The following is a 24,021-nucleotide window of genomic DNA, read 5'->3' as shown; positions in this document are numbered from 1 at the left end:
GCCCCGGGGGAGGTCAGCGGCGGCGGGATTCGAGGAAGTCGCCGATGCGGCTGACGGCCTCCTCCAGGTCGTCGGCGTACTGGAGGGTGACGACGCGGAAGTGGTCGGTGAACGGCCAGTTGAAGCCGCTGCCCTGGACGACGAGGATCTTCTGCTGTTCGAGCAGGTCGAACGCGAACCGCACGTCGTCCTCGATCGGGTACATCTCCGGGTCCAGGCGCGGGAACACGTACAGCGCCCCGCGCGGGCGCGCGCAGCTCACCCCGGGAAGGTCGTTGAGGAGCTTCCACGCGCGGTCGCGCTGCTCGCCGAGGCGGCCGGTCGGCAGGACGAGGTCGTCGATGCTCTGGTAGCCGCCGAGCGCGGCCTGGATCGCGTGCTGGCCGGGCACGTTCGGGCACAGCCGCATGTTGGCGAGGATGTCGAGGCCCTCGATGTACGACTCGGCGTGCTCCTTCGGGCCCGACAGGGCGACCCAGCCCGAGCGGAAGCCCGCGACGCGGTAGTTCTTCGACAGGCCGCCGAACGTCAGGCACAGCAGGTCGGGCGCCAGGGACGCGATCGACACGTGCCGGGCGTCGTCGTAGAGGATCCGGTCGTAGATCTCGTCCGCGAAGATGATCAGGTTGCGGCGGCGGGCGACCTCGGCGATCCGCTCCAGGACGGCGCGCGGGTAGACGGCGCCGGTCGGGTTGTTCGGATTGATGATCACGATCGCCCGGGTGCGGTCGGTGATCTTGGACTCGATGTCGTCCAGGTCGGGGGCCCAGTCGGCGGACTCGTCGCACAGGTAGTGCACCGGCTCGCCGCCGCACAGCGAGACCGACGCCGTCCACAGCGGGTAGTCGGGCGCGGGGATGAGCACCTGGTCGCCGTTGTTCAGCAGGGCCTGGAGGGTCATGACGATCAGCTCGGAGACGCCGTTGCCGAGGTAGACGTCCTCCACGTCCAGGCCGGTGACGCCCTGCGCCTCGTACCGCTGGACGATGGCGCGGCGGGCGGACAGCAGGCCCTTGGAGTCGCTGTACCCGTGCGCGTCCGGCAGGTTGCGGATCATGTCCTGGAGGAGCTCGGGCGGGGCCTCGAAGCCGAACGGGGCGGGGTTGCCGATGTGCAGCTTGAGGATGCGCTGGCCTTCGGCTTCGAGCTGCTTGGCCCGCTTGAGCACCGGCCCGCGAATGTCATAGCAGACGTTGGTGAGCTTGAACGACTGGTTGACCTGCATGGACATACCCTATCCGCGCCCGATCACAAGTTTCCGCCCTATTACGGACTCCCCACCAGCCCCGCACTTACTCCTCACCGCAGGGGCCGCCGCCGTGATGAGGGCCTTCTCCGCGGCGCGGCCCCGCGGACCCGCGCGGAACGCCGGGAACGAACGGATGTTCGGTCGCGCGTGTCGCACCCACCCCGCGCCGCCCGCCTCAAGGCCCGCCTCCTCAAGGCCCGCTTCGCGCTGGCCGGTTTCCGGCCCTGCCCCCCGCACGCCCCCTTCAAGGCCCAACCCCGCACCGCAGGGTCCAGCGCCGCTCGGGGCAAGGCCCCGCCCCGCCTCGCCCCCGTTCGCAGTCGGGGCGGGGCGGGGCCGGTCCGGGTCAGGGGGCGGCTATGGACGCGAGGATGGCCCGCTGGGCGGCCCGCTTGGCCGGCCGTACGGCGGCCAGGGCCCCGGCGACCGCGCCGACCAGGGCGATCACCGCGAGCTGCGCGGCGGGCGGGGCGAACGGGTTGCCGAGGGCGGTGCCGAGCCCCCAGCCGAGGAAGATCCCGAGGCCGAGGCCGCCGGCCGTCCCGAACAGCGCGACGATCACCGACTCCCACCGCACCATCGAACGGATCTGCGGACGGGTCGCGCCGACCGCGCGGAGCAGGCCGAGCTCCCGGGTCCGCTCGTGGACCGACAGCGACAGGGTGTTGGCGATGCCGAGCAGCGCGATGACGATCGCGAGCACGAGCATCCCGTACACGACGGCGATGAACCCGTTCATGTCCTCGGTCCGGCTCGCGACGAACGCGTCGCGGTCCTCGACCGAGGGCGCGCCGTACGGCTTGGCGAGCGCGGTCAGGGCCCGCCGCGCGCCGGCGACGGACGCGCCGGGCTTCAGGTCGACGAACGCCATCGTGTCGAGCGGCTGGCGGGTGTGCCGGTTCCAGGCCGAGCGCGGGACGAGGTAGTCCCCGGCGAGGTCGGCGTTGCCGTAGACGGCGCCGACCGTGAACGCCTGCCGGCCCCCGTCCGCGAACGTGACGGTGACCTTCGATCCCGCCTTCCAGCCCCGGTCGTCCGCCGTCTTCTCCGATACCGCGAACGTGTCGGGACCGGCGATGCCGCCCTGCGTCACGTCCAGGTCGAGCACGCGGCGGAGCGCGGCCGGGTCGGCGACCCGCACGTTGGCGATCTTGCCGTCCACCCGGACGTCGCCGTTGCCGATGCCCGCGGCGGCCCGCACCTGCGGCAGCCGCTCCGCCTCGTCCACCAGGCGCGTGCCGAACCCGCCGGTCTCGTTGCCGCCGCCGTTCACGACGATCGGGCCGGAGAACGAGCCCGCGACGCCGTCCTCCAGCGACGCGCGCAGCGAGCCGATGAAGACGGTCAGCAGCGTGACCACCCCGACGCCGATCATCAGCGCGGTCGCGGCGCCCGCCGTGCGCTGCGGGCTGCGGGTGGCGTTGTCGCGGGCGAGCCGTCCGGGGACGCCGCGCAGCCGGGCCGCGGGGCCGCCGACGATCGCCGCGGCGCGCCGGGCGGCGACCGGGCCGAGCACGACCATCGCGACCAGGCTGAGCACGGCCCCGGCGGACGCCATCGGCATCTGGTCGCTGATCGCGCCGGACACCACGGCGGCGACGGACACCGCGGCCAGCACCGACCCGACGATGATCCGGGTGTCGGTCGGCCGTCCCGCCTCGGCGGCGACCTCGCGCAGCGCCGCGAGCGGCGGCACCCGCGACGCCTTCAGCGCGGGCCCGAGCGCGGCGGCGAGCGTGACGACCAGCCCGACCGGAACGGTGATCAGGAACGTGGTCGCGGAGACCGTCAGGCCCTCCATCGCGATCCCGATCCGGAACTGCGTGAAGAGCTGCCTCAGCAGCGCCGCGAAGCCGAACCCGCCCGCCAGCCCGGCGAGGGTGGCGACGCCGCCGACGGCGAGGGCCTCGAAGCTGACCACCGCGACGACCTGGCGGCGGCCGGCGCCGAGCGCGCGCAGCAGCGCCGACTCGCGGGTCCGCTGCGCCATCGTGATCGCGAACGTGTTGTGGATGCTGAACGCCGCGACCAGCAGCGCCACCCCGCCGAACGCGCCGAGCACGATCCGGAACACGCGCAGGAACCCGCTCTCGACGAGGCTCATCCCCTCCTCGCTCTGCGCCCTGCCGGTGACGGCCTCGGTGCCGGGCGACAGGACGGGGCGGACGCGCGAGGCCAGCTCGTCCTGGCCGACGCCCCCGGCGGCGCGCAGCCAGATCCCGCTGATCCGGTCGGTGCCCTGCGCCACGTACCGCTGCGCGCCTTCGAGGGAGAACGCGGTGAACGACGTCTCGCCGAACGCGTCCTCGTCCCCGAACCTGCTGATCCCGACGACCGTCACCGGGACCCTCGCCGGGGTGAGCACCGCGGTGCGGTCCCCGACGCGCAGGTCGCCCTCGTCCGCGAACATCTTGTTGATCACGACCTCGTCGGGGGCGCGCGGCGCGCGGCCCTGGGCGAGCCGGTACGGGTTGAGCTTCGGGTCGTTCAGCCAGTTGCCCGCCGTCCTCGGCCCGCGCGACTGGATCAGCGTGCCGTCCTTGGCGAGGAGCTGCCCGGACCCCTGGATGACCGGCTCGGCGTTCGCGACCCCGTCCACCGCGCGGACGCGGTCGAGGGCCGAGGCGTCGATCTGGCCGCGCGCGCCCCAGGGCGTGTCGCTGACCTTGGTCGCGTTCCGCACGGACACGTCGGTGTCGCCGTACGCGCGGGAGAAGTAGCCGTCGATGCTCCCGGCGAGCGTGTCGCCGAGCACCAGCGTGCCCATCAGGAACGTCACGCCGAGGAACACCGCGACGAACGAGCCCGCGAGGCGCCGCTTGCGCCCCACAGCTCCTTGAGGACGAGCCCGATCATGACAGGCCGTCCCGTCCGGCGCCGCGCGCCTCGCCCTGCGTCGCCTCGTCTTGGGCGCTGCCGCTCCGGCCGCGGCCGAGGTCGTCGCCGAGGCCGCGCATGCGGTCCAGCACCCGGTCCGGCGTGGGCGCGTCCATGATGTCCACGATCCGGCCGTCCGCCAGGAACACCACCGCGTCCGCGTGCCCGGCCGCGACCGGGTCGTGGGTGACCATCGCGACCGTCTGCCCGAGGCCGTCCACCGCGTCGCGCAGCAGCCCGAGGACCTCCGCGCCGGTACGGGAGTCGAGGTTGCCGGTCGGCTCGTCCGCGAAGATGATCCGCGGCCGGGTGACCAGCGCGCGGGCCAGCGCGACGCGCTGCTGCTGGCCGCCCGACAGCTCGGACGGGCGGTGCCCCAGCCGCTCGCCGAGCCGCAGCACGCGGACGACCGTGTCCAGCCACTCCCGGTCGGGACGGGTGCCCGCGAGCGTCATCGGCAGGACGATGTTGTCCAGCGCCGTGAGCGTCGGGAGCAGGTTGAACGCCTGGAACACGAACCCGATCCGTTCGCGCCGCAGCCGCGTGAGCCGCCGGTCGGTGAGCCCGCCGAGCTCCTGGCCGCCGACGTACACCTTGCCCGACGTCGCGTCCTCCAGCCCCGCGACGCAGTGCATCAGGGTGGACTTGCCCGCGCCGGACGGGCCCATGATCGCGGTGAAGCGCCCGCCCGGGAACTCCACGGTGACCTCGTCGAGCGCGCGCACGGCCATGGCGCCGTCGCCGTACACCTTGGTCAGCCGGACGGTCCGCGCGCCGCCGCCGTCCCCGTCCTCGCCCATGTCCGCTCCCCGCCTCGTCGTTCCGGTCTTCCTCCCTGGCGCCTGGTGCGCTGAACGGGCGGGCCCGCCGCCCGCCTCGTCGGTCATCGATCGCCTTGCCTCTGCCGCGTTTCCCATGTGCCGGATCGTCGCGCCGGGTCGTACGGCGCGTCGTCGTGTGAGGAGAGACACCCCGGCTGCTCCCCCGGCGGCACCGCCCCGCCCCGCCTACGCCCCCCGACGTACGCGACCCGCGCCGCACCCTCGCGCCCGCCCACTGCGACCCGCGCCCACCGCGCCGCACCCGCCGTCCCCGCCGCACCCCGCGCCCGCCCACTCCACCCGCGCCCACCGCGCCGCGCCCGCCGCACCGCGCCCGCCGCACCGCGCCCGCCGCACCGCGCCCGCCGCGCCGCACCCGCCGGACCACCGGACCGGCGGGCGGCCGTATACGGACGATCCGCGCCGTGGTCAACCTGTCCGATGAATCAGACGTGTCGTCCAATTGTGATGCGCGCAACATACAAGCAGGCTTGCTTGCTTGTATGTGCGCTCGTACCGTTTCGGGTGTGTCAGTAAGCACTCGCCGACGCCATCCGCGCCGCCGCGGCAGCGGGAAGAGCGACAGCAGCGGCAGCAGGCGGACCCAGGAGGAACGCCGGGAGCGCACCCAGGCGCGGCTGCTGGAGGCGACGATGGAGTGCCTGGTCGAGCTCGGCTGGTCCGGGACCTCGACCACGGAGGTCGCCCGCCGCGCGGGGGTCTCGCGCGGCGCGCAGCAGCACCACTACCCCACCAAGATGGTCCTGGTCGCCGCGTCGCTGGAGCACCTGCTCGAAGCGCAGCGGCTGGCGTACGAGACGGCGTTCGCGGTGCTGCCGCGCGAGCGCCGCAACGTCGAGGGCGCGCTCGACCTGCTCTGGGAGGTCTTCCGCGGACGTCCCGCCAAGGCGCTGATGGAGCTGGCGGTCGCGGCCCGCACCGACGAGGAGCTGCGCCCCCTCTGCCGCGACCTGAACGAGCGGATCCTCCAGGTCATCCTGGAGACGTTCGAGCGGCTGTTCCCGAAGAACACGCTGCCCGACGACTTCGTCCCGACCCTGCTGCGCGGCGTGTTCGCGATGTTCCTGGGCCTTTCGGTGCAGAACGCGCTGGACGACGACGCCGACGGCCACCAGGCCGCCGTCCTGCGGCAGGTCAAGGACATCGCCCGGCTCATCGTCCCCGAGCCCGGCACGCCCCTGACCGGCTTCGACACCGCCCCCGGCGCCGCGTCCCCAGAAGCCACCCCAGGCGCCGCGGCCCCAGACTCCGCACCCGCAGACACCGCACGCGCACACGACGACGCGACGGCCGACGACACCCGCGGCCCGGCAGGCGGCGACGCCACCGGCTCCGCCGACGGCAACACCGGAAACACCCCGAGGGAGCGCCCGACATGACCAAAGCCCCCACCGAGCTCGCCGAGGAAGTGCGCGAGCAGGTCAAGGACAAGAAGTCCTACCTGGGCGTCATCGACCGCCTCAACAAGGCGTCGGTGGACAAGCACTGGGAGGCGTACGCCGACATCCCCTGGGACGACCCCGAGCTACAGGTCGACAAGAACGACCCGCGCTGGGTGCTCCCCCCGTTCGACCGGCTGGGCGAGACGGCCTGGTACCAGTCGCAGCCGCCGGAGATCCAGGCGCAGATCGGGCTGTGGCGCGTCGCGACCGCGATGAAGATCGGCCTCCAGTTCGAGAACCTGCTGAAGCGCGGCCTGCTCAACTACGCCTACCGGCTGCCGAACGGCCGCCCGGAGTTCCGGTACGTCTACCACGAGACGACCGAGGAATGTCACCACGGGATGATGTTCCAGGAGTTCGTCAACCGCACCAAGATGCCGATCAAGGGCATGCCGCGCGCGCTCAGCGCGGTCGCGCAGGCCGCGCCGTGGATCCCGCTGATCAACACCGAGCTGTTCTTCGTGTTCGTGCTCGGCGGCGAGGACCCGATCGACTACGTGCAGCGCAAGTCCCTCAAGGGCGGGCACATCAAGCACCCCCTGGAGGAGACCATCATGAAGATCCACATCGCGGAGGAGGCCCGGCACATCTCGTTCGCCCGGCACTACCTCAAGCACCGGGTGCCCAACATGAACCCGCTGCGCCGCCGGATCCTCGGCGTCGCGACCCCGGTGGTGCTCGGCGTGATGGCGCGGATCATGCTGTCCCCGCCCGGCCCGATGGTGCGGCACTTCAACATCCCGAAGGACGTCGTCCGCGAGGCGTACAGGAACGAGGCGTCGCAGGCGGAGATCTCCAACTCGGTCGGCAAGATCCGCGACCTGATGGCCGAGCTCGGCGTGATCACCCCCGTGAACAAGCGGGTGTGGAAGGCGTTCGGCATCTGGGACGAGCCGAAGCAGCGCCGCAACGCCCCGGCCGTGAAGGCCGCCTGACCCATGGCGGACGCAGACGCCGCCGCGACCCGTCCCGCCGTGGTGACGCCCGCGGCGGGACGGGGCGAGGCGTACAAGGCCGTGATCGTCGGGACCGGGTTCTCGGGCCTCGGCATGGCGATCGGCCTGAAGAAGGCCGGGATGCACGACTTCGTCGTCCTGGAGAAGGCGGACGAGGTCGGCGGCACGTGGCGGGAGAACACCTACCCCGGCTGCGCGTGCGACATCATGTCGCTGCTGTACTCCTACTCGTTCGAGCCGAAGAACGACTGGTCGCGGATGTTCCCCAAGCAGCGCGAGCTGCTGGAGTACATCAAGCACATCGTCGACAAGTACGACCTCGCGCAGCACATCCGGTTCGGGACCGAGGTGACCGGCGCGGAGTACGACGACGCCACCGACACCTGGCAGGTCACCGTCTCCGGCCCCGGCGCCACCGAGGACGGCGAGGTCGTCCGCGGCCGGGCGCTCGCGGCCGGGATGGGCCCGCTGCACCAGCCGAGCATCCCCGACCTGCCCGGCCTGGCGACGTTCGAGGGCAGGACGTTCCACTCGGCGGAGTGGGACCACTCCTACGACCTGACCGGCAAGCGGGTCGCGGTGATCGGGACGGGCGCGTCGGCGATCCAGTTCGTCCCGCAGATCGCCGAGCGGGTCGGCTCGCTGACGGTCTTCCAGCGGACGCCGCCGTGGATCATGCCGAAGCCCGACCGTCGCGTGACGGGCGTGGAGAAGGCGCTGTTCCGCCGCGTCCCCGGCGTCCAGCGCGGCTACCGCAACGGCATCTACCTGCTCCAGGAGAGCTTCGTGCTGGGGTTCAAGAACCCCCGCCTGCTGAAGGCCGCCAGCGGCATCGCGCAGTGGCACCTGCGCCGGCAGGTCCGCGACCCGGACCTGCGCCGCAAGCTCACGCCCGACTACACGATGGGCTGCAAGCGCACCCTGGTGTCCAGCGACTACTACCCGGCCTTGACCAGGCCGAACGTGGAGCTGACCACCGAGGGCGTCGCCGAGGTCAGGGAGCGCTCGATCGTGGCGCGCGACGGCACCGAGTACGAGGTCGACGCGATCATCTTCGGCACCGGCTTCCACGTGACCGACGCGTTCGAGGACGCCAGGATCGTCGGCCGCGGCGGCCTGAAGATCCAGGACGCGTGGCGGGACGGCATCGAGGCGCACCTCGGCGTCACGGTCAAGGGCTTCCCCAACCTGTTCCTGCTGCTCGGCCCCAACTCCGGCCTCGGCCACAACTCGATGATCTTCATCATCGAGGCGCAGGTCCGCTACGTCCTCCAGTGCCTGGCCATGCTGGACGAGCGCGGCGGCGCCCGCATCTCGGTGCGGCCCACCGCGCAGGACCGGTTCAACGAGTGGGTCCAGCGCAAGTCCGAGGGCGCGGTGTGGGTCGCCGGCGGCTGTACGAGCTGGTACCTGGACCGCAACGGCGTCAACCGCGCCGCCTGGCCCGCCTCGACCGTCAACTACTGGCTGCGCACCCGCCGCCTCGACCCGGCCGACTTCCAGATCGAGCAGCCCGAGCAGCCCGAACGGGTCGCGGGCTGACCGCCCCGGCCCGCCGGGCCCGCCCGGCACGCCCGGTCCATCCGGCGCGCCCGGTCCATCCGGCCCGCCGGGTCCGTCCGGTCCACCCGTCCGGACGGGAACGGCCGGGTCGGGACGGGCGAGGTTCGTTCCCGGGTGAGTATCGGCGGCGGTCCGCGCCTCGTAGACTCCACCCGCAATTGCACAAATCATCCAATTAGCCGCCGCGGGCCGGGCCCTCTCCCCCTGGGGCCCGGCCGCGCGGTCCGGCACCGGGCCCGGGCCGTGCGGGTCCCCCGCGCGGCCAGGCCCCGAACAGCGAGCGGAGCCCGCAATGAGCATTGCGATCGTGACCGGAGGCGCGTCCGGCATCGGCCGCGCGGTCGCCACGTCCCTCGTGGCACGCGGCGACACGGTGGTCGTCGCCGACATCAACGCCGACGGCGCCGGGAAGGTCGCGGACCGGCTCAACACCCTGGGGCGCGGCAAGGCGGCCCCCGCCGGCCTCGACGTGACCGACGCCGAGGCGGTCATCGGCCTCTACAAGAGCGTGGCCGCCGAGCACGGCGCGCTCGACCTGGTCTTCAACAACGCCGGCATCTCGATCGGCGGCGCGGCCGAGGAGCTCACCCTCGACCACTGGAACCGCGCGATCGACATCAACCTCAAGGGCGTGGTGCACGGCGTGCACGCCGCGTACCCGATCATGCTGGAGCAGGGGTCCGGGCACATCGTCAACACCGCCTCGCTCGCCGGGCTCGTCCCGATGCCGCTCGGCATCCCCTACACCGCGACCAAGCACGCCGTCGTCGGCCTGTCGCTCGGCCTGCGCGCCGAGGCCGCCGGGCGCGGTGTGAAGGTCAGCGTCGTGTGCCCGAGCTTCGTCGACACCCCGCTGCTCGCCAACGTCAACCCCGACCTGCCGCAGACCTCGCTCAGCGGCGACGCGAAGGGCGACATCCAGAAGGCGTCGCCGCGCCTCTACACGGCCGAGAAGCTCGCCCGCGACATCGTCCGCGGCGTCGACCGGAACCAGGCCCTCATCGTCGCGCCGGCCCACGGGCGCGCCGCCTGGCGCGGCGTCCGCCTCAACCCGAGCGCGGCCGTGCGCGTCGCGCAGTTCGCCGTCGGCCGCCTCCGCGCCGGCAAGTAGCCGCCCGCCCGCACTGCGCGCCGCGCGCCGCCGCCCGGCCCAGCCGCCCGCCCACACCCCCGGCCCGCCGCCCGGGCACCGGTCAGCCGGACGGGCGGCGGGGGTCCGGCACCGTCGCGGACGCCCGCCCGAACCGCAGGACGAGCAGCGCGGCGTCGTCGTCGAGCCGCCCGCCCGTGTAGGCGCGCACGTCGGCCTCGACGCGGGCCATCAGCTCGTCGGGGTCGTCGCAGCACAGCGCCTCGACCCGTTCGGCGAGGGGGTAGAAGCGCCCGGACGCGTCGCGGGCGTCGCTGACGCCGTCGGTGTAGAGCAGCATCCGGTCGCCCGGCGCCAGCTCGACCGTCGCGGACGCGCAGCAGCCGCCGCCGAGCCCGACCAGCCCGAGCGGCGGTGCCGGCACCAGCTCGGCGTACGACACGCGCCCGCCCGACAGCAGCAGCGGCGGCGGATGCCCGCACGTGACCAGCTCCGCCGAGTCCCCCGACTCGGAGATCTCGGCGAGGAACGCGGTGACGAACTCCTCCTCGCGTCCCCGCGTCGCGAGGAACGCGTCGAGGCGCGCCGCGACGACGGGCAGCGACTTCTCGTGGTGCGCGAGCTCCCGGAACGCGCCGAGCACGTCCGAAGCCTGCTCGACCGCCGCCAGTCCCTTGCCCATCACGTCCCCGACGATGACCCGTACCCCGTACGGCGTGTCGGCGACGTCGTACAGGTCGCCGCCCACCCGGGCCTGCGCCGCCGCGGCCAGGTAGCGGACCCGCCCGCTCACCTGCACGAGCCCCTCCGGTACGGGCCGCAGCAGCGCCCGCTGCATCGCGTCGGCGATCTCCCGCAGGTCGGCCTCGACGGTGTCGCTGCGCCGCTGGCGGCGCGCCGCGATCCACATCATCGCGGTCGTCAGCACCGCCCCGGCGGGCCCGCACACCGCGGCCATCGGCTGGTCGTCGGCGTGCGCGGCGGCGAGCGGCAGCGCCGCGCACAGCGCGAGCCCCCCGACGAGCAGCGCGCACCGCGGGCAGCCCGGGCGCAGCGCCGACAGCGCCGGAACGGACGCCAGCAGGGTCATGGCGGTGTACCGGTCGGGCAGCGCGAGGTCGGCTCCGCCGACGGCCGCCGCCAGCACGCCCGCCAGCACCGCGACGGCCGGCGTCGACCCGCCGCACGCGGGCCAGGCGAGGTCATGCGTTCGCACCATGCAGCATCGCCGCTCTCCATACAGGGGACCGGAAGTTACGGGACATGGCCGAGTGTAGTCACTTGATCACTGTCCGCAGTGCGATACCGGAGAAACGCCTCGTTGGCGGCCATACGCATGCTAGGCGCGGCGGTCGCACGGCGTGTCGAGCCGGTGCGCGCGCGCCGTGCCGCCGGCGAAGAAGTCCGTCAGCACCTTCAGGCCGGAGTACTGCGCGGCGTCCGGCCGTTCGATCACCGACTCGCGGAAGGCCTGCGCGTCGGGCCCGCCGGAGAACCGCCCCGCCCGCACCGGCAGCATCCCCTCGTAGTCGACCATCTCCGTCCGCCGCACCGCGTCGTACAGCCCGGCCCGCGTCAGCCGCCCCTGCGCCGCCGCCCGCTCCAGCACCGCCTTCAGCGGGTACGACAGCGCCCAGCCCGCCGTGTAGCCCTCGTCCGGCTCGACCCGCCCGAGCGCCCGCCGCATCGCCGCGTGCCCCGGCGAGTCCGTCGCGAACCGCTTCAACGGCGCGACCGTCAGGTACCGCCCCTGGATCGCCCGCCGCGCCTTCGACGCGAGCAGCCCCTTGTTCCACGTCGGGCTGTCGCCCATGAACCGCCCCCTGAACCCCCGCGCGACCGCCTTCGCCGCCACCGCGCCCGTCTCCGCCGGCCCGACGCTGAGGAACACCAGGTCGGGCTTGCGCCGGACGATCGCCGCGACGGCCGCGTCGATCGACCTCGCCGCCCGCCCCGTCCGCACCTCCGAGAACGACAGCCCGCGCGCGGCGGCCGCGCGCCGCACGCCGCCCACGGCGTCGTCGCCGTAGTCGCCCGGGAAGTACACGGCCATGACCGTCCTGGCCCGGAACTCCCGCGCCGCGTAGTCGACCGCGTTCATGCCCTCGAAGCAGTACGACGCGCCCGACTCCAGGATCACGTCCTCGAACTCCCACCGCGACGGGAACGACGCCGGGACCGCCACGACCTCGTCCGCCCGCAGCGCGTCGAGGATCGCGTCCGTCGTCGGCGACCCGAGCGTCTGCGCCAGCGCGAGCACACGGCCCTTGATCTCGTCGTACGCCCGCACGTGCCGCCGCGGGTCGTACCGGCTGTCCCGGACGTAGGTCACCACGTCCACGTCGTGCCCGCCGATCCCGCCGCGCCGGTTCACCCGGTCCCAGAACGCCCGCTGCGCCCGCGTCACCGGCACCCCGAGCGCCCTGAACGGCCCCGCGCTCAGGTCCGAGATCGTCCCGAGGTAGATGCAGCCGTTCCCCTCGTTCACCGGATGCGGGCACGGCCGCGAGGTCACCCCCGGAACGGACCGTTCCTCGGCGCGCCCTCCGCGCACCCCGCGCTCCCCGCCACGAGCACCAACGCCGCCAGCGCCCTGCCCCACTCACAGCGCCCGAAGCCCATCGATCACATCCTTGAGAACGTTCCTGCCGACCGGGGGCGCCTCCGGCGCGCGCCGCACCAGGATCAGCCCGCGGTCGAGCAGATCACCGAGCAGCACCCGCACGACGCCGAGCGGCAGCGCCAGGTCCGACGCCAGCTCGGCCACCGACAGCGGCGCCCCGCACAGCTCCAGGATCCGCTCGTCCTCGGGCGTCCGCGCCCCGCCCCGGCCCGCCGACACGACCTCCGCCAGCAGGTCGAAGTCGGCGCTCGCGTGCCGCGTCCGCCCCCGCGCCACCGCGAACGGCCGCACCACGGGCCCCGCGCTCTCGTCGACCCACCACTCCTCCGGCCGCTCCGCCATCACTCACCGCCACCCCCGACCCCGCCCGACCGCCCCTCATCCTCTCCCACCGCACTCCCGCTCTCGCCCGCACCACCGCCACCCCCACCGCGCTCCTCGGACACCGCGTCCTCGGCGCGTTCCCCACTCTCCACGTCCTCGGCGAGCTTCGCGGGTTTCGGCGTTCTCACCAGCCAGGAACCCTCCGCGTCCGGCCGTTCCGCACCGGCGGCCTCCGACGCCCGCCCCTTCTGGAGGCCCTCCTGCATCGTCGTCAGCAGCCGCCGCGCGTCCTCGGGCGAACGCTGCTCGGTCCCCTGCCCGGCGGCCCATTCCGGCGTCCCCCGAAGCTCCGGCGCCATGTGCTCGCCCCGGCGGCGAACGGGCAGAGTGGGCAACGGCCCGTCCTCCGCGTCCGCCCGCGCGGCCTGGGCCCCCCGAACGGCCTCCACCGCCCGAGCGGCCCTGATCACGGGCTCGTCCGGGACGTTCCAGCGGACAGGCGCCCGCCCCTCCTCGTCCTCAGGCACGGGCGCCGCGAGCGGCGTCGGCGGCACGGAACGTTCCGGCGCGGGCACGGACCGGTCCGGAGCCGCGAGCTCCGTCGGCCCCTCACCCAGCCGCAACGCGGGCGGCCGCGGGCCGGGCGGCGCCACCACCAGGTCCAACGGCACGAGCACGATCGCCGTGATCCCGCCGAACGGCGACGGCCGCAGCGTCACGCCGATCGCGTGCCGCGCCGCCAGCCGCGCGACGACGAACAGGCCGAGACGGGCGGTGTCCCCGAGTTCCGGTTCCGGATCGGTCGCGAGCAGCTCGTTGCAGCGGGCCAGCTCCTCGGCGGACAGGCCGAGCCCCCGGTCCTCGATCTCGACGGCGAACCCGCGCCCGACCCGTTCGCCCCGGACCCGCACCATCGTGGGCGGCGGCGAGAACGCGACCCCGTTCTCGATCAGCTCGGCCAGCAGGTGAACGGTGTCGGCGACGACGGGCCCGACGAGCGCGGCGCGCCCCATGGGCTCGACCTCCACCCGCGTGTAGTCCTCGACCTCCGCCGCCGCGGCCCGCGCGACGTCCACCAGGCGGACCGGGTTGCGCCACGTCCGCCCCGCCGGACGGCCCGACAGCACGACCAGCCCCTCCGCGTGGCGGCGCATCCGCGTGGCGAGGTGGTCGAGCTCGAACAGCGTCTCCAGCTCCTCGGGACGGTCGGCGCGCCGCTGCAACGTCTCCAGCCGGGCGAGCAGCCGCTGCAACAGCGACTGGTTGCGCCGCGCCAGCGTGACGATCACGTCGTTCAGCCGCTTGTGCGCGGCGGCCTCGCCCTCGGCCGCCCGCACGACCGCCTGCCGGGCCTCCTCGAACGCCTCCGCGATCCGCGCGATCTCAGCGATCGTGAACGCCCCGGGATCCGCCGCCCCGGGCCCCGCCGCCCCAGCCTCCGACGGCCCGTCCTCATCGCCCTCGCCACGATCGGCGCCGCCGTCCCCCGCCTCCTTGTCCTGGTCCTCGGCATCGCCGGACTCGGCGGAATGGCGCCCGCCGTCAGCACCGCTGCCGCCGTCACCGTCGCGGCCGCTGCGGCCGTTGCGGTGGACGTTCGCCGCGTCGGCGAGCGTCGGGAGCAGGTCGCGGGCGAAGACGGTCACGGTGTCGGACATGCTGCGGCTCTCCCGGATGAGACGGCGCCCGACCCGTACCGCGACGGTGATCGCGGCGAGGACGGCCAGCAGCCCGACGCCCCCCGCGAGGCCGAGACGCAGCAGCCCGGTGAACGCGGCGGCGCGCGCACGGTCGGCCGCGGCGGCGCGGACGGACGACGACAGCCCGTCGAGCTGCCAGTCCACGGCCTCGACGGACGTACGCCACGCGCCGATGTCCACGGGCGGCCGCCCGCCCCGCCCCTGCGGCCGCGGCCACGGCCGCGACAGCCTGTCCTCAAGGCTCTGGAACCGCCCGAACTCCGGACCGCCCACGATCCGCTGGTACCGCGCCACGTGCGGCCCCGTCAGCGCGCGGGACGCGTCGTCGTACAGGAAGCGCCGCGCCCCGCGAGCTGCACGAGCCGCAGGTGCTCGGCGGGCGTCAGACGGTTCGCGGCGAGCGCCCCGGTGACCAGCGCGTCCTCCTGGGCGAGCGTCTCCCGCGCGCGGGACAGCGCGATCAGCAGCCGGGTGTCGCGGACGGCGCGCCGGTCGTCGGACGGCACGTCGTCGTAGATGTCGGCGGCCAGGTCGATGAACGCGGTGTAGCGGTCCATCGCCTGCGCCCGGTCGACGGTCCGCCGGTCGACCGCCTCGCGCAGGGCCCGCAGGCGGTTCAGCGCCTCCGACAGTTCGGCGATGCGCCGCCGCGTCGCGCCGCCGGTGGCGCCCCGCACGGCGCCGGACCCGGTGGCCTTCCGGAACGCCGCGAGCGCCCGGTCGGTCTCCGTCCGCTGCGCGTCGAACCCCGCGCGGCCGATCGTCGCGTCGTCGCCGAGGTTGGACAGCGACATGCGCCGCTCGTTCTGCAAGGCGGCGACGACGTCGTCGGTGGGCCGCGCGACGCGTTCGGTGAACGTCCTGGCGCGGCTCTGCCGGAGGTTGTCCGACAGGGTCGTGGCGGCGGCGAACGCCCACAGCGCGACGAGCGCGACGAGCGGCGGCACCAGCAGAACGAAGATCCTCGACTTGACCGACCGCACCCGCATGACGGCTCAACCTCCCGCGCAAGCGGCGCCGACCGGCCCCATCGCTACCCCCGTACGGTTGTGTGACTCAGCTCACTGCGCTGCACCGGAACGCTACCGGCAGCACCTGCGGCAGCACGCCGGACCTACCCTAAATATTCCGATTGTTATTTTTGCGTTACGACCGTTCTGACTCCAGCGCGGGCCGCTGTTTCGCCATTCCCGCACCTCACCCCTGACACCGCCCCCGAACACCCCTGCCCGCCCACCTTGACGCACACGCAACGGCGCATCCACCGGCCGTCCCACCCTGCAAGAACGGCCGGACGAGCGCTCCCTCGGAACTCGGGCCCATCCGACCGTTCCCCCACCTCACATCCGTACGCGACGACCCGACGAACGAACGCACACGGGGTTCACCCCGGTGCACGCCCCCTCCGGCCGCTCGTACGCCCACCCCGTCCACCGGCCATTCCGTCCCGCCACCGGATGATCAGAAGACGGACCAATCCGGCGGCCCGTTCAGCCGGGCCAGGGGGCGCCCTTCCGGAGGACGTCGTAGCCGACGAACGTGAACAGCCTGACCCCCCGTTCCAGCGGTACGGGCTCCCCCGCGTAGCGGTGCGCGCCGACCCCGTACGCCTTCTCCTCGGGCGGCGACAGCCACAGCTTCCGGAAGCCGTACTTCTCGAACCAGTGGCAGACGGCCGCCGTGATGTCGGGCGGCCGGCGGTTGCGGGTCCACACCACCGTCGCGTTCTCCGCGCACAGCTCCGGCAGCAGGGAGATGGTCCGCTCGATGTCCGCCTCGGTGATGTTGCCGAAGACGCCGCACACCAGAACGAGATCGGCGGGCACGATCCCGGCGTACGCGTCCGTCCGGGAGGCGTCGCCCGCGACCGCCTCGACTCCGGTGAGACCGGCGGCCCGCGCGGCGGAACGTGCCATCCGGACATTCGTCTCGTCCAGCTCGACCAGCCGCGCCTCCACGTCGTCCCGCCGCGGATGGTCCGCGAGGACGCCGATCAGGTCCCGCCCCTGCCCCGCGCATAAACTCACGACCCGGATGGGGCCTCGCGGCGCCGTGTCGAGCGCCTCACGGATCCGCCGCCGCACCGTGGCGAGCCGGCGGGCCAGGGACGAGGTCGGGTCGTCGTACGCGCCCTGCCAAGCGGCCCAATCTCGTTGGGCCCATGACTCCTGTCTCTCCATGTGATCACGCTATGGCTCTTCGTGACCATCCGTGGTCAGAGTCCAGCGCATGACCACACCCGGTCGCGCACCCCCCGTCCCACCGCGACGGTCTCGACCAGCCCCGCACGACCGGCGACGACAGCAAGCCACCGCACCCGCCCCTGGGCGACCGCACGCGAACACCGCCGCCCCACCCGACCGGCCAACCCGCACCACCGCCCCGACCGGCGACCGGCGACCGGCGACCGGCGACCGGGCGAGCGGAGCGGTCGGGGGCGGCGGCCTCCCTCTCACCGAGGCCGGCGCCAGGGCCGTCCCGACCGCTCCTCGCGGGGACGGTCAGGGGAGGGTGGGGATCCTCGGCTCGTCGCCGGTCCAGCCGACCCGCAGGTACAGCACCTTGTCGAGCTTGCCGTGGACGTCGGGGGCGGTGCGCGACGTGCTCAGCACGAACGAGGTGTCCGGGTCGATGACCACGGTCTCGGTGATGCCGCGCTGTACCCGCACGTGCAGCCCGAACCCCTTGCGTCCGCGCTCGTCGGTGACCACGCCCATGGCGGTGACCCCGGGCATGGCCGCGAGCATCCGGTACGCGGCGGCGCGCACCTTCGGCGGTGCGGGAACGAAGCTGAGCAGGTCGGTCGCGCAGTTCTTCACGACCTCGTCCGCGGTCCGGCCCGCGGTGGGGTGGTCGCGCGGGATCGCCCGCCTCAGCGCGCTCCTCAGGCCGCCGGGGTCGGCCGGCAACGCCTGGACCTGCTTGAACGTCATCTCCCTGTCGCAGACCAGGAAGGTCTTCGTCCCGGTCTCCTTGTCGAGCACCGGCGAGATCGGGTCCGGGTCGGGCGAGCCGTCCCGCCGGAACGCGGGCGCGTCCTCGGCGGTCATCGGCACCGCGCCGAGCCCCCGGTAACCCGACCAGGACCGGCCGTCCGGGCGGCTCCACTGCCCGATCAGCTGCCGCCCGAGCATCCAGTAGCCTCCCCGCTCGTTGTGGAAGGCGCGCGACTGCACCGTCAGGACGTGCCAGTACTCGCCGGTCGCCGGTGCGGTCTCGGCGTGCCCGGCGGCGGCGAGCAGCGCGGTCTTCGCCGACATCGGCCGCGCGGCGGGCTCGTGACCGGGATCGGGGGCGCGCGGGGAGGTCCCGGACGACAGGACGACCGCGCCCGTGACGGCGGCGGCGGTGGCGGCCAGGCCGAGGCCGCTCCACAGTGCGGGACGGCGCCGGGCGCGTCGCGCCGGCCGTTCCGGCTCGCGCATCCCGTCGAGGAGGCGGTGGCGGACGGCGGCCTCGGTCTCCGGCGTGGGCGGCTCGTCCAGCATCGTGGCGATCATCTGGAGTTCGTCCATGGTCACGGTCCTTCCGTACGGGCGGGCAGTGCGGCGCGCAGCCTCTTGCGCGCCCGGTTCAGTCGGGAGCCGACGGTGCCGTACGGGATGCCGAGGACGTCCGCGATCTCCTCGTGGGTGAGCTGGGCGAGGGCCTTGAGCAGCACGACGTCGCGGTCCTTGGGGGACAGCGCGGCGAGCGCGCGGGCCAGCGACGGCTGGAGCCGTTCGGCGGACACCGAGGCCGCGACCCGCTCGTCGTGCCCGCCGGGGTCCGGGTCCACGCCGACCTGCGCGAGCGCCCGGTAGCGGCGGGTCTCGGTGCGGCGGTGCTGGGCCATCAGGTTGGTCGCGATGCCGAACAGCCACGGCCGTACGGACCCCCGGCTCGGGTCGAACGCGGCGCGGCGGCGGAACGCGGCGAGGAACGTCTCGGCCACGACGTCCTCGGCCGCCTGCCTGCCGAGGCGTCCGGCGACGTAGCGGTGGACATCGGCGTAATGCCGGTCGTAGACGGCGGTGAACCGGTCGCCGTCGCGCACGGACGCGGCGAGCAGTTCCGCGTCCGTCGGGGCCGTGTCGGGCGGGGCGGTCACGTTGCCGCCCCTTCGGTCGGGTCCGGCATGGGCACCTCCGGGGGGATGGTCGTCACTTCTACTCCGCTCGCCCCCGGATCTCTTTCACGCGGGCTCAGCACCCTTCGCGGCGACCCGCCGCATGGCACGCCGCCGCCCCCTCCCCCATCCCACCCCACCCACAAAATCTACACACCGACGACAAAAGTCAACACCATGTAGAATCCAGAAGCGACGGAGCGGTCCGGCTCCTTCCGAACGCTCCTGGAGGAGTAGTGCAGAAGCAGAAGTGGCTCATCACCGGTGTCAGCACGGGCCTTGGGCGTGCCTTCGCCCACAGCGCCTTGGCGGCCGGCCACACCGTCGCCGGCACCGTCCGCGCCGGAGCGGACCTGGAAGCCTTCGAACGGCTCGCCCCCGGACACGCTCACGGCCGCATCCTGGACGTGACCGACGACGACGCCGTCTCCAGGGTGGTCGCGGAGGTGGAGCAGAACGTCGGCCCTCTGGACGTCGTGATCGCCAATGCCGGCTACGGCCTGGAGGGCACCTTCGAGGAGACCCCGCTGGCCGAGGTGCGGCGGCAGTTCGAGGTCAACGTGTTCGGAGCGATGGCCACCCTGCGAGCGGCGCTGCCCCACATGCGCCGGCGCCGCCGCGGGCACCTGATGGCCGTCACCTCCATGGGCGGGCTGATGGCCGTACCCGGCATGTCCGCCTACTGCGGCAGCAAGTTCGCGCTGGAAGGCGTCCTTGAGGCGCTGGGCAAGGAGGTCGCGCGGTTCGGGATCCACGTGACGGCGGTCGAGCCCGGCTCGTTCCGCACCGACTGGGCCGGACGGTCCATGACACGCGCCGCGCGGACCATCGACGACTACGACGAGCTGTTCACCCCCATCCGCCAAGCGCGGCAGAAGGCCAGCGGCAACCAGCTGGGCGATCCGGCCAAGGCCGGGGACGCCGTCGTGCACATCGCGTCGCTCGACCGTCCCCCGGCCCATCTCCTCCTAGGCTCGGACGCGCTGCGCCTGGTCGCCGCCGCGCGCACCGCCGTGGACGAGGACATCCGCGCGTGGGAGCCCCTCTCCCGTACGACCGACTTCGCCGAAGGCGTTCAGCTCTGATGCCCGGCCACCACCCCGCGCGGAGCCGGCGCGCCGCCGAACGCAAGGGCGACGTCCGGGAACGGGCCATCCTGGACACCTGCGAAGCCCTCCTGGCGGACAAGGGCTACGACGCCATGACCGTCGGCGACATCGCCCAGGGCGCGGGCATCACGCGCGGCGCCCTCTACTTCTACTTCGGCTCCAAGCAAGAGGTGGTCACCGCACTCGTGGCGCGGACCGTCGAGCACCTCTGGGAGCGGTCACGGGCCACCGCGCAGGCCGACGATCCGCGCCAGGCCATCGCGGCGGCCATGCGGCGCACGGTGGAGCTGTGGAACGAGCACGGCCTGGTCATGCGCACGGCCATCGACCTGTCGTTGACCGTGCCGGAGATCGGCGCGCTGTGGAGCCGTACGGCCGACCTGTTCATCGCGGCCATCACCGCCGTCCTGGAACGGGCCGGCGTCCAGCCCGGCACCGAACCGGAGCAGGCGTCGGCGATGGCGCGCGCCCTGTGCTGGATGATCGAGCGGACCTTCTACCACGCCTCGCAGGAGTCCCGCGAGGAGCTGCGAGAGGCGTCCTCGACCTGCGAGCACATCTGGCGGATCACCGCCGGGCTGGCCGCCTGACGCATCCGGGGTGTACGACATGACCATGCACGACGACCAGGTGGACGTGACGGCCGAGACGGTCGCCACCATGATCGAGGAGCAGTTCCCGCAGTGGAGCGGCCTGGACATCCGCCTGGTGCGCTCGACCGGAACGTCCAACACGATCTTCCGGATCGGGGACGACCTCGCGGCGCGCCTCCCCCTGCGCAGGGCCGACGCCGACGCCACCCGTTCGGCTCTGGAACGAGAAGCCCGCGCGAGCGCCGAACTGGCGCGGGTCTCGCCGTTCCCCACCCCCGTGCCCGTGGCCCTGGGAGAGCCCGGCGCGGGCTACCCCATGCCGTGGTCGGTCCAGACCTGGCTGCACGGAACGCCCGCCACGGACACCGATCCGAGCGGATCCGAGGCGTTCGCGGAGGACCTCGCCGCCTTCATCGCCGCCCTGCGAAGGACTGACACCAGAGGCCGACGCTTCAGCGGCTCAGGGCGCGGCGGTGACCTCACACACCATGACCAATGGATGGACACCTGTTTCAGAGAAAGCGAGGGCCTCCTCCAGGTCCCGGAACTCCGCCGCATCTGGAGCCGCCTGCGGCGACTGCCGCGCGAGGGCGACGACGTGATGAGCCACCGCGACCTGATCCCGGGGAACGTGCTGGTCTCGGCCGACCGCCTGGGCGGCGTCCTGGACGGTGGCAGCTTCGGCCCGGCCGATCCCGCGCTGGACCTGGTCGCCGCCTGGCACCTGCTGCGACCGGGCCCGCGGGAGGTGCTCCGCCGAGCGCTGGGCTGCGGCGACCTGGAGTGGGAACGCGGCATGGCCTGGGCCTTCGCCCAAGCCATGGGCCTGGTCTGGTACTACGTCGACAGCAACCCGTCGATGAGCGCGATGGGCCGCCGGACCCTCGACCGCATCCTGACCTCAACCCACTGACCCCGGGAAACCAACCCGAAGCACCACACCCGGAGCAGCCGCCGCAGAAGATCCGAAAGTTCGACTACTGCTCAGGCCCCGAGACGGGCCGTTCCTCCTTGCGCGGAAGATGGGGATAGTGCAGGTCGAACGCCGGCCGTTCCGAACGGATCCTCGGTATCGCGGCGAAGTTGTGCCGCGGCGGCGGGCAGGACGTGGCCCATTCGAGCGAGTTCCCGTACCCCCAGGGATCGTCGGCCTCCACCCGGGTGCCGTGCCGCGCCGTCCGGTAGACGTTGTAGATGAAGAACAGCGTCGAGGCCCGAGGATGAACGCGCCGACGCTGGAAACGCGGTTGAGCGCCGTGAACTCGTCGGCGTAGTCGGCGATCCGGCGCGGCATGCCCTCGGCGCCGAGCCAGTGCTGGACGAGGAACGTGGTGTGAAAACCCACGAACAGGAACCAGAAATGAATCTTGCCCAGGGTGTCGTTCAGCATCTTCCCCGTCATCTTCGGCCACCAGTAGTAGAACCCGGCGAACATCGCGAAGACGACCGTGCCGAACACCACGTAGTGGAAGTGCGCGACGACGAAGTAGGAGTCCTGGAGCTGGAAGTCCAGCGGCGGCGACGCGAGGATGATCCCCGTCAGGCCGCCGAACAGGAACGTGACCAGGAAGCCCACCGAGAACAGCATCGGCGACTCGAACGTCAGTTTCCCCCGCCACATCGTCCCGACCCAGTTGAAGAACTTCACCCCCGTGGGCACCGCGATCAGATACGTCATGAACGCGAAGAACGGCAGCAGCACCTGCCCGGTGGTGAACATATGGTGCGCCCACACCGCCATCGACAACCCGGCGATCATGATGGTGGCGCCGACCATGCCGAAATAGCCGAACAGCGGCTTGCGGCTGAACACCGGAATGATCTCGGTGATGATGCCGAAGAACGGCAGCGCGATGATGTAGACCTCGGGATGCCCGAAGAACCAGAACAGATGCTGCCAGGTGAGCGCGCCGCCCACCGCGGGGTCGAAGACGTGCGACCCGAACCGCCGGTCCGACTCCAGCACCAGCAGCGCCGCCGCGAGGATCGGGAACGCCATCAGCACGAGCAGGCTCGTCAGCAGGATGTTCCAGGTGAAGATCGGCATCCGGAACATCGTCATGCCGGGCGCGCGCATACCGATGATCGTGGTGATGAAGTTGACCCCGCCGAGGATCGTCCCGAAACCGGACAGCGCCAGCCCCATGATCCACATGTCGGACCCGACGCCCGGCGAACGGATCTGGCTGGTCAGCGGCGCGTACCCGGTCCATCCGAAGCTCGCCGCACCACCGGGCGAGATGAACGACGCGAACACGATCAGGCCGCCCAGCAGGAACAGCCAGTAGCTGAACATGTTGAGCCGCGGGAACGCCACGTCCGGCGAACCGATCTGCAACGGCATGATGACGTTCGCGAACCCGACGAACAGCGGCGTCGCGAACAGCAGCAGCATCACCGTGCCGTGGATCGTGAAGAGCTGGTTGTACTGCTCGTTGCTGACGAGCTGGTTCCCGGGTTCGGCGAGCTCGCCCCGCAGCACCATCGCCATCAACCCGGCGAGCAGGAAGAAGACGAACGAGGTGATGAGATACAGGTAGCCGATCATCTTGTGATCGGTCGTCGTGAGCCAGGACACCAGAACCGAACCCCGGGGACGCCGCGGCGCGGGCGCCTCCGGGAGTGGACGTCCGATCAGGACCATGCCGGTCTCCCTTGGACGGGGGTCCCCTCAACTATTGGCCAGCGCCCCATGGGGCGCAAGGAGCGTCCGCGAAGTGGCCCACATAGGCTGAACGCGTGGAACGGATCCTGGTGAGCTCCTGCCTGCTGGGCAGGCCCGTGCGCTACGACGGCCGAGGCAAGCCGCTCCACGGCGGCCTCTTCGAACGCTGGCGCAATGAAGGCCGTCTCGTCCCCTTTTGCCCCGAGGTGTCCGGCGGTCTCCCCGTCCCCCGCCCACCCGCCGAGATCGTCCTCCGCCGCACCTCCGCGCCAGGCGCGCCCTCCCCTCCACCGGAGCCCTCAACGGGCACCGTGAAATCCGCAGGCGCAGCGGTACTGGACGGAGCCGCCCAGGTCCTGACGGACACCGGAGCCGACGTCACCGAACACTTCATACGCGGAGCAAGGCTGGCCCTGGAAGGCGCCGAACGTTCCGGCGCCCGCATCGCCCTGCTGAAAGAGGGCAGCCCCTCATGCGGCAGCGGCCGGATCTACGACGGCACGTTCACCGGCACACCCATCGCGGGCGCCGGCGTGACGACCGTCCTCCTCGAACGCGCCGGCATCCGGGTCTTCAGCGAAGACCGCCTCCCCGAACTCGAAGCACTCCTGAAAGACCTGGAGAAATGAGAAAGGCCCCGCCGTGACGGCGGGGCCTTTCACCATGAAGAGTCCGGCGGTGTCCTACTCTCCCACACAGTCTCCCGTGCAGTACCATCGGCGCTGAAGGGCTTAACTTCCGGGTTCGGGATGGGACCGGGTGTTTCCCCTTCGCCAAAACCACCGAACGACCAACCCCCGAACACCACCCCACGAGGGGTTGTGCGGGAAACTCTTGGCCGCCCAAGCAACAATCCGGCTCAGGCAACAACTATTCACAA

19 protein-coding genes, 1 rRNA gene and 1 pseudogene are annotated in these 24,021 nt (G+C 72.7%); 8 read left to right on the top strand and 13 right to left on the bottom strand.

The window, feature by feature from the left end:
- Positions 1–13 precede the first annotated feature (13 nt).
- The 3 genes from GEV43_RS27600 to GEV43_RS27590 form a co-directional block, all read right to left on the bottom strand.
- Entirely contained in the window at positions 14–1,225 is a 1,212-nt protein-coding gene (locus GEV43_RS27600) for a pyridoxal phosphate-dependent aminotransferase (protein WP_160823193.1), read from the bottom strand.
- A 370-nt stretch (positions 1,226–1,595) separates the two neighbouring features.
- Positions 1,596–4,079 carry an ABC transporter permease gene (locus GEV43_RS27595; RefSeq protein WP_160823192.1) on the bottom strand — a complete coding sequence of 828 codons (2,484 nt, stop codon included), beginning with the start codon at positions 4,077–4,079 and terminating at the stop codon, positions 1,596–1,598.
- 22 nt (positions 4,080–4,101) lie between these two features.
- Positions 4,102–4,926 carry an ABC transporter ATP-binding protein gene (locus GEV43_RS27590; RefSeq protein ID WP_160823191.1) on the bottom strand — a complete coding sequence of 275 codons (825 nt, stop codon included), beginning with the start codon at positions 4,924–4,926 and terminating at the stop codon, positions 4,102–4,104.
- A gap of 548 nt (positions 4,927–5,474) precedes the next feature.
- Here GEV43_RS27590 and GEV43_RS27585 point away from each other — a divergent pair.
- The 4 genes from GEV43_RS27585 (at position 5,475) to GEV43_RS27570 (ending at position 10,040) form a co-directional block, all read left to right on the top strand.
- Positions 5,475–6,347, top strand: a complete 873-nt coding sequence (locus tag GEV43_RS27585; RefSeq protein ID WP_309239868.1) for a TetR/AcrR family transcriptional regulator — start codon at positions 5,475–5,477, stop codon at positions 6,345–6,347.
- Positions 6,344–7,345 carry a diiron oxygenase gene (locus GEV43_RS27580; protein ID WP_160823190.1) on the top strand — a complete coding sequence of 334 codons (1,002 nt, stop codon included), beginning with the start codon at positions 6,344–6,346 and terminating at the stop codon, positions 7,343–7,345. Before GEV43_RS27585 ends, GEV43_RS27580 begins: the two co-directional genes overlap by 4 nt.
- Before the next feature lie 3 nt (positions 7,346–7,348).
- Positions 7,349–8,908, top strand: a complete 1,560-nt coding sequence (locus GEV43_RS27575; RefSeq protein ID WP_160823189.1) for an NAD(P)/FAD-dependent oxidoreductase — start codon at positions 7,349–7,351, stop codon at positions 8,906–8,908.
- A gap of 313 nt (positions 8,909–9,221) precedes the next feature.
- Entirely contained in the window at positions 9,222–10,040 is an 819-nt protein-coding gene (locus GEV43_RS27570) for an SDR family oxidoreductase (protein WP_160823188.1), read from the top strand.
- Between the two features lie 82 nt (positions 10,041–10,122).
- On the opposite strand, the gene GEV43_RS27565 is transcribed toward GEV43_RS27570, so the two are convergent.
- The 8 genes from GEV43_RS27565 to GEV43_RS27530 all read right to left on the bottom strand — a co-directional run bounded on the left by GEV43_RS27565 (position 10,123) and on the right by GEV43_RS27530 (position 18,756).
- Entirely contained in the window at positions 10,123–11,238 is a 1,116-nt protein-coding gene (locus tag GEV43_RS27565) for a PP2C family protein-serine/threonine phosphatase (protein ID WP_160823187.1), read from the bottom strand.
- A 120-nt stretch (positions 11,239–11,358) separates the two neighbouring features.
- The gene (locus tag GEV43_RS27560) at positions 11,359–12,573 is read right to left on the bottom strand and encodes an ABC transporter substrate-binding protein (protein ID WP_309239867.1); all 1,215 of its coding nucleotides are present in this window, start codon (positions 12,571–12,573) and stop codon (positions 11,359–11,361) included.
- 48 nt (positions 12,574–12,621) lie between these two features.
- A complete protein-coding gene (locus GEV43_RS27555; protein ID WP_160823185.1) occupies positions 12,622–12,984 on the bottom strand; it encodes a DUF742 domain-containing protein in 363 nt (120 codons plus the stop codon).
- Entirely contained in the window at positions 12,984–14,960 is a 1,977-nt protein-coding gene (locus GEV43_RS27550; RefSeq protein WP_206681306.1) for an ATP-binding protein, read from the bottom strand. The genes GEV43_RS27555 and GEV43_RS27550 overlap by 1 nt, the downstream gene beginning before the upstream one ends.
- Positions 14,961–14,971: 11 nt before the next feature.
- Positions 14,972–15,655, bottom strand: a complete 684-nt coding sequence (locus GEV43_RS27545) for a nitrate- and nitrite sensing domain-containing protein (RefSeq protein WP_160823183.1) — start codon at positions 15,653–15,655, stop codon at positions 14,972–14,974.
- 501 nt (positions 15,656–16,156) lie between these two features.
- Complete coding sequence (locus GEV43_RS27540; protein ID WP_160823182.1) at positions 16,157–16,846, bottom strand: class I SAM-dependent methyltransferase family protein; 690 nt, start codon at positions 16,844–16,846, stop codon at positions 16,157–16,159.
- Positions 16,847–17,167: 321 nt separating this feature from the next.
- Positions 17,168–18,181 (bottom strand): CU044_5270 family protein, encoded by a 1,014-nt coding sequence (locus GEV43_RS27535; RefSeq protein WP_160823181.1) that lies wholly within the window; start codon positions 18,179–18,181, stop codon positions 17,168–17,170.
- A 2-nt stretch (positions 18,182–18,183) separates the two neighbouring features.
- Positions 18,184–18,756 carry an RNA polymerase sigma factor gene (locus tag GEV43_RS27530; protein WP_160823180.1) on the bottom strand — a complete coding sequence of 191 codons (573 nt, stop codon included), beginning with the start codon at positions 18,754–18,756 and terminating at the stop codon, positions 18,184–18,186.
- 254 nt (positions 18,757–19,010) lie between these two features.
- On the opposite strand from GEV43_RS27530, the gene GEV43_RS27525 reads away from it, so the two are divergent.
- The 3 genes from GEV43_RS27525 to GEV43_RS27515 are packed head-to-tail and all read left to right on the top strand — an operon-like array spanning position 19,011 to position 21,389.
- Entirely contained in the window at positions 19,011–19,859 is an 849-nt protein-coding gene (locus GEV43_RS27525; protein ID WP_160823179.1) for an oxidoreductase, read from the top strand.
- Positions 19,859–20,473, top strand: coding sequence for a TetR/AcrR family transcriptional regulator (locus GEV43_RS27520; protein WP_160823178.1), 615 nt, complete (start codon positions 19,859–19,861; stop codon positions 20,471–20,473). The genes GEV43_RS27525 and GEV43_RS27520 overlap by 1 nt, the downstream gene beginning before the upstream one ends.
- 19 nt (positions 20,474–20,492) lie before the next feature.
- Positions 20,493–21,389 carry an aminoglycoside phosphotransferase family protein gene (locus GEV43_RS27515; protein ID WP_160823177.1) on the top strand — a complete coding sequence of 299 codons (897 nt, stop codon included), beginning with the start codon at positions 20,493–20,495 and terminating at the stop codon, positions 21,387–21,389.
- A 64-nt stretch (positions 21,390–21,453) separates the two neighbouring features.
- On the opposite strand, the pseudogene ctaD reads toward GEV43_RS27515, so the two are convergent.
- Positions 21,454–23,120: pseudogene (gene ctaD, locus GEV43_RS27510) on the bottom strand (cytochrome c oxidase subunit I).
- Between the two features lie 95 nt (positions 23,121–23,215).
- Here ctaD and GEV43_RS27505 point away from each other — a divergent pair.
- Positions 23,216–23,770 (top strand): DUF523 domain-containing protein, encoded by a 555-nt coding sequence (locus GEV43_RS27505; protein WP_160823175.1) that lies wholly within the window; start codon positions 23,216–23,218, stop codon positions 23,768–23,770.
- 41 nt (positions 23,771–23,811) lie between these two features.
- On the opposite strand, the gene rrf is transcribed toward GEV43_RS27505, so the two are convergent.
- Positions 23,812–23,928: ribosomal RNA gene (rrf, locus tag GEV43_RS27500) — 5S ribosomal RNA — on the bottom strand.
- Between the last annotated feature and the right edge of the window lie 93 nt (positions 23,929–24,021).

It is taken from the genome of Actinomadura sp. J1-007 (assembly GCF_009793335.1).
Taxonomy (GTDB): Bacteria; Actinomycetota; Actinomycetes; order Streptosporangiales; family Streptosporangiaceae; genus Spirillospora; species Spirillospora yumaensis.
Note: the sequence above shows the minus strand (reverse complement) of the source record. Positions and strands in the feature narration are given on the sequence as shown.